5 protein-coding genes are annotated in these 6,041 nt (G+C 45.6%); all 5 read right to left on the bottom strand.

The genetic code is table 11. The features are described from left to right. Positions 1 to 990: 2,3-bisphosphoglycerate-independent phosphoglycerate mutase (gpmI, locus tag QZL69_RS02915; RefSeq protein ID WP_291518003.1), on the bottom strand; the 990-nt coding region annotated here is incomplete at its 3' end. 84 nt (positions 991 to 1,074) lie between these two features. Next, positions 1,075 to 2,223, bottom strand: coding sequence for a DUF2974 domain-containing protein (locus tag QZL69_RS02910; RefSeq protein ID WP_022213726.1), 1,149 nt, complete (start codon positions 2,221 to 2,223; stop codon positions 1,075 to 1,077). A 51-nt stretch (positions 2,224 to 2,274) separates the two neighbouring features. Further along, positions 2,275 to 3,570 (bottom strand): homoserine dehydrogenase, encoded by a 1,296-nt coding sequence (locus QZL69_RS02905; protein ID WP_022213725.1) that lies wholly within the window; start codon positions 3,568 to 3,570, stop codon positions 2,275 to 2,277. A 192-nt stretch (positions 3,571 to 3,762) separates the two neighbouring features. After that, entirely contained in the window at positions 3,763 to 4,512 is a 750-nt protein-coding gene (gene tpiA / locus QZL69_RS02900; RefSeq protein WP_022213724.1) for a triose-phosphate isomerase, read from the bottom strand. A gap of 153 nt (positions 4,513 to 4,665) precedes the next feature. Continuing rightward, positions 4,666 to 5,862 carry a phosphoglycerate kinase gene (locus tag QZL69_RS02895; RefSeq protein ID WP_022213723.1) on the bottom strand — a complete coding sequence of 399 codons (1,197 nt, stop codon included), beginning with the start codon at positions 5,860 to 5,862 and terminating at the stop codon, positions 4,666 to 4,668. Positions 5,863 to 6,041: the final 179 nt, after the last annotated feature.

The following is a 6,041-nucleotide window of genomic DNA, read 5'->3' as shown; positions in this document are numbered from 1 at the left end:
AGCGATACGAACCTGTGTCATATCATGAGCTGCCAGATATTCGCCAAATGTATTCTTAAGCTGAACTTTGTGGAATGCAACCAGCTTGTTCTGGATCGTCTCATCATAATCTGTGAAACATACATAGGTAAGATCCAGTTTCTTAGCTCTCTCAAATCCCTTGAATTCGTCATCGCAGAATGCTCTGGTGATCTCACGTGCACGGTCAGGACGGAAGTTGAAGAATACTACGGAGTCTTTGTCCTGAATCTTGGCAACCGGCTGTCCGTCCTTCTCAATAACTGTCGGAAGTACGAATTCGTCTGTCTTGTCGTTGTCGTAAGAAGCCTGAACTGCTGCAGCTGCGTCTGTACCCTTGACACCCTCGCCCTCTGTCAGTGCTTTGTATGCAAGTTCTACACGATCCCAGCGGTTATCTCTGTCCATTGCGTAGTAACGTCCAGAAACAACACCGATCTGTCCAACACCGATTTCTTTCATCTTAGCTTCAAGCTGCTCGATGAATTCCTTACCGGATGCCGGCGGTGTGTCACGTCCGTCGAGGAAGCAGTGTACATAAACTTTGCTCAGTCCTTCTCTCTTGGCCATCTCAAGCAGTGCGTAGAGATGAGTATTGTGGCTGTGTACACCACCATCAGAAAGAAGTCCCATAAAATGTACAGCAGAATCGTTTTCCTTCGCGTTCTTCATTGCTGCGAGAAGTGCTTCGTTCTTGAAGAAGTCGCCGTCGTTGATTTCTTTGGTGATTCTGGTAAGTTCCTGATATACGATGCGGCCTGCACCCATATTCATATGACCTACCTCAGAATTACCCATCTGTCCATCCGGCAGACCTACTGCAAGTCCGCTGGCATTTCCCTTAACAAATGGATATTCTGCCATTAATTTATCCATAACAGGAGTTTTTGCTTCGTAGATCGCATTTCCCTCATGTTTGTCATTCAGTCCATAACCATCCAGGATCATTAAAACGGTTGGTTTTTTGCTCATAATGTTCTCCTTTATTGTATATAGTTTCTCTGCATTTTGCAGAATGTGTGTAGGTGTTTCTTTCTATTATATAGTACCAAAAATTTAGAATTTTTCAAGGATTTTATCGGAAAAGCTCTGCGGTAAAAATGGGATTTTTTCCATGTCAGGAAGTTTCAGCTGCTCCAGCCATCCGCCGAACAATGCGAGAAAAAGTTCCTGCACCATTTCTCTTGATTCCGGGGCAAAACTTTCAATCCGTTTTAGCATGGCAGTGAAGCTCTTGAGACCACCTGCCTGGATCTCACTTAAATTCTCAGAGCCAGACGCTTCGATCGTGGAAAAAAGATCTTCGATCAGGACTTTTTTCTGTTCTACATCCATGCCGTCGATCCACTTGTGCAGAATACTGACAAAAGTTTCTGCCCTGCTGCTCAGCTGTTCTTTGCTGGCGAAATGATTTCCACTGACTTCCCAGGAAAAACCGTCGTGCTGCAGTAGCCCCTTGTTGGAACTTGCAACAAGAACCGGTTCTTTGGAATGCTCCAGAAGTGTTCCGATGATCGAATATTCTGGAATGATCCTGGTGACTTTTGGAAGAAGTGCTTCTGTTTCAGGAAGTTCCAGAAATTCTCTGGAAAATCCCGGTCCGTCATTTGAGTAAACCTGAAGGATCCACGGATGGATCTCTTTGCACATCACGGCACCGTAAACAGCAAGATTTCCACCTTTGGAGTGGCCGCCGACGCGGACCATTTCCTGTAAACTGCCGGCAATCCTTCTTAAATATTCCACTGCCCTCTCCTGCGCCGGAACAACGCCCGTACTCAGATTAAAATCTTCTTTCCAGCCGACGATCGTATCATCGGTCCCGCGGAAAGATATATAAGAAGTTCCATCACTCAGACAAATTTCCACCGCCGAAAACTGCTGCGCTTCCTCCGCCACGATCTCATTCACATAATTACGGATCACACACTGTCCGAAGCGTTCGGTCTTTGCCATTTCAAGCATCATAAACGGTGCAAAGCGGATAAAAGATTTGTCTTCTTTGAGTTCTTTCTCAGTATGAAGCTGAAGAAATTTCTCTGTGAGCGCTTTGAGTTCTATTCCATTCTGGCTGGCTGCTTCCTGGATCCCATCCAGATTGACATAGGAAAAACATGCCAGGATCAGATTGTCTACGTCATTAAATTCTGACTGTGTAAAGGGAAGATCGCCTCTCCACTCGATATAGTCCATGATATTTCCCATATGCCGCACTCTCCTTATATTTATTTCCAATCACATACGTTTATCTGAATCTTATTCCCCGTAAACGCGAAGCATGCTGCTGATCTTGCGCACGGAGCTTCTGCCGCTTAATTCTTCCATTGCTGTACGGAAATCTCCCTCACGAACCTGGGCAGTGATCACAACAACCTCTGCGCTTTCCTCTGCACGGGCTGCCTTCTGGATGATCTGTGCAACGCTGACTCCGTATTTTGCAAACACAGCGGTCATCTCAGCCAGCACACCGCAACGGTCCTCTACGATCAGCCGCATGAAATAACGATTGTGGGTGTCTGCCATTTTCTTTACCGGGATTTCCTTGTAGCAGGTACATCCGATACGTCCACAGCAGTCTGCTTTGATGTTTCTTGCAATCTCAAAAACATCTCCGACAACAGCACTTGCTGTCGGAAGTTCGCCGGCACCACGTCCGTAGAACATTGCATTCTCAACTGCATCTCCGTTTACAAAAACGGCATTATAAGAATCGTTGACTGTTGCAAGCGGATGATTGCTTGGGATCAGCATCGGGCAGACATATGCCTCGATCCCTTCTTCTGTATTCTTTGCTACTCCGAGGAGTTTTATGTCACAGCCCATTTCTTTGGCGTATTTAATGTCTTTGGCTGTGATCTTGGTGATTCCTTCGATGTATACGTCGTCAAAAACGACTCTGGAATTGAATGCTACGGAAGCAAGGATCGCCACTTTACGTCCTGCGTCGAGTCCCTCGATATCTGCGGTCGGATCTGCCTCTGCGTATCCAAGCTCTGTCGCAAGAGCCAGTGCATCCTTGAATTCCATTCCTTCCTGTGTCATTTTGGTCAGGATAAAGTTGGTTGTTCCGTTGACAATACCCATAACTTCTGCCATGTGATTGCCTGCCAGACATTCTTTGAGCGGACGGATGATCGGAATTCCACCTGCAACTGCTGCTTCAAAGAGGAAGTCCACATGATGTGCCTCTGCTGCATCAAGAAGCTCCTTACCGTGAACAGCGATCAGGTCTTTGTTCGCAGAAACTACGTGTTTTCCTGCATTCAGAGCTGATAAAATGTAAGTTTTTGCCGGCTCGATGCCGCCGATCAGCTCGATCACCACATCGATCTCCGGATCATTTACGATATCATCCCAATTGTTTGTCAGGATCTTCGGATCATCTACCTTGGCTGCTGCTTTCTCAAGATTGCGCACCAGGATCTTGCTGATCTCTATTTCGCTTCCAAGTTTCGGGATCATTTCTTCTTTCTGATTTTTTATTACTTTGTAAACACCTGTACCTACTGTACCAAGACCCAGAAGGGCTGCTCGAATCACTTTTTTCTCCATTGGAAAATGGCTCCTTTCTCCTCGTCCCTGTTTATTTTATTTCAGGGTGTATTCTACCACTCGGTTTTTATAGTATGGCATAAAATGTTTTTTGTCAAGCGCGGACATTTGTACGTGCATGAAAAATATAAAAAGCCAGATACTTTACACCTGACTGGTCCAAAGTATCTGGCTTTATTAATTATCGTTTTATTATTTGTAGCAAACGATCTTTCCGAAGTCTGGTTTGAGGGATGCTCCACCAACAAGACCTCCGTCGATGTCAGCCATAGCAAACAGTTCTGCTGCATTTCCTGCATTTACAGATCCGCCGTACTGGATACGGATAGCTTCTGCTGTATCTGTATCGTAGATCTCAGCTACGCACTCACGGATACCTTTGCAGATTTCCTGAGCCTGCTCGCTTGTAGCAGTTTTGCCTGTTCCGATAGCCCAGATTGGCTCGTAAGCGATAACCATAGTTTTAGCCTGCTCTGCTGTTACGTTCTGAAGGCCAACTTTAACCTGCTGACGGATCCAGTCCATAGTGATTCCCTGCTCTCTCTGCTCAAGGGATTCTCCACAGCACATGATCGGTGTGATGCCGTGCTCAAATGCTTTGAGGACTTTCTTGTTAACGTCTTCGCTTGTTTCTCCGAAGTAGTCTCTTCTCTCGGAATGTCCAAGGATAACATATTTAACACCAGCGTCTACCAGCATAGCCGGAGCGATCTCGCCTGTGTATGCACCTTTTTCTTCGAAGTACATGTTCTCTGCTGCTACAGCAATGTTTGTTCCTTTGCAAGCTTCTACAACAGGAACGATGTCGATAGCCGGAACACCGAATACTACGTCAACTTCGTCGTTCTGTACGAGTGGTTTCAGAGTTTCTACTAATTTAACTGCTTCGCTTGGAGTCATGTTCATTTTCCAGTTTCCAGCGATGATTTTCTTTCTTGCCATTTTTATTATCTCCCTTTATATTGTAATTTGACCAGCCATTGTTCGCCTGGCTCTAAATTCACACTGCGTCTGCGACTTGCATTCATTAAGAGCGGCGAACCAAGTAAACGCTAAGTTCTGCCTGCGCCTACGGCTTGTCAATCACTAAGCTTTTTACTTGTCGTTTGCTGCTGCTACACCTGGCAGTTCCTTTCCTTCGAGGAATTCCAGGGATGCTCCACCACCTGTAGAGATGTGGGTCATCTTGTCGCCATAACCAAGGATGTTAACTGCTGCTGCAGAGTCTCCACCACCGATGATAGTTGTAGCTTCAGTGTCAGCAAGTGCTTTGGCAACTGCTTCTGTACCATGAGCAAAGTTCGGCATTTCGAAGCAGCCCATCGGTCCGTTCCAAACAACAGTCTTGGCATCTTTAACAGCGTCGCAGAAAAGCTGCTCTGTCTTCGGTCCGATGTCCATTCCTTCCCAGCCATCCGGGATGCATCCACGGTCTACAATCTGAATGTTGCAATCGTTGGAGAAATCATCTCCGATTCTGTTGTCAACTGGAAGAAGAAGTTTAACACCTTTTTCTTCTGCTTTCTTGAGCATGTCTAATGCATACTGAAGGTAATCATCCTCGCAGAGGGACTTACCAATGTGTCCGCCAAGTGCTTTGGAGAATGTGTAAGACATACCGCCACCGATGATCAGAGTATCAACTTTGTCAAGAAGGTTGTTGATAACAGAGATCTTGCTGGAAACTTTAGCTCCACCAAGGATAGCTACGAATGGTCTCTCCGGATTTTCAACAGCATTTCCGAGGAATGCAATTTCTTTCTCCATCAGATATCCAACTACTGCTGTATCTACATATTTGGTAACACCAACGTTGGAGCAGTGTGCTCTGTGGGCTGTACCAAATGCGTCGTTTACGAATACATCGCAAAGGGAAGCCAGATCTTTGCTGAACTCATCACCGTTTTTGGTTTCTTCTGCACGATAACGTGTATTTTCAAGAAGGATAACTTCTCCGTCTTTCATTGCATCTACAGCTGCTCTGACAGTATCATCAACAACAACCGGGCTCGGAACGAATTTAACTTCCTGTCCGAGAAGCTCTGTAAGACGTTTTGCAACAGGTGCAAGAGATAATTCCGGTTTCGGCTCTCCCTTCGGTTTGCCAAGGTGTGAACAAAGAATGATCTTTCCGCCATCTGCGATCAGCTTCTTGATTGTAGGAAGAGCTGCTACAAGACGATTCTCATCTGTAATTTTGCCGTCCTGCAGAGGTACGTTAAAGTCACATCTTACCAGAACTTTCTGGCCTTTTACATTGATATCATCAACGGATTTCTTGTTTAATCCCATGCTAATATTCCTCCAAATTCATAAAAAATGGGTCCGGTCCAAATCAGACCGGACCCTGACTGAGTCTATTTGTGCTATTGCTCAATGCAATAACCTGCTCCACACTCTAACTTATGGACTTGATTAAGCGTTCAGAAGTTTGCCGAAGTGTTTGATTGTACGAACCATCTGGCTTGTGT

Origin of the sequence: Blautia sp. CAG:237 (assembly GCF_000436615.1) — a bacterium.
GTDB lineage: Bacteria > Bacillota > Clostridia > Lachnospirales > Lachnospiraceae > Blautia_A > Blautia_A intestinihominis.
Note: the sequence above shows the minus strand (reverse complement) of the source record. Positions and strands in the feature narration are given on the sequence as shown.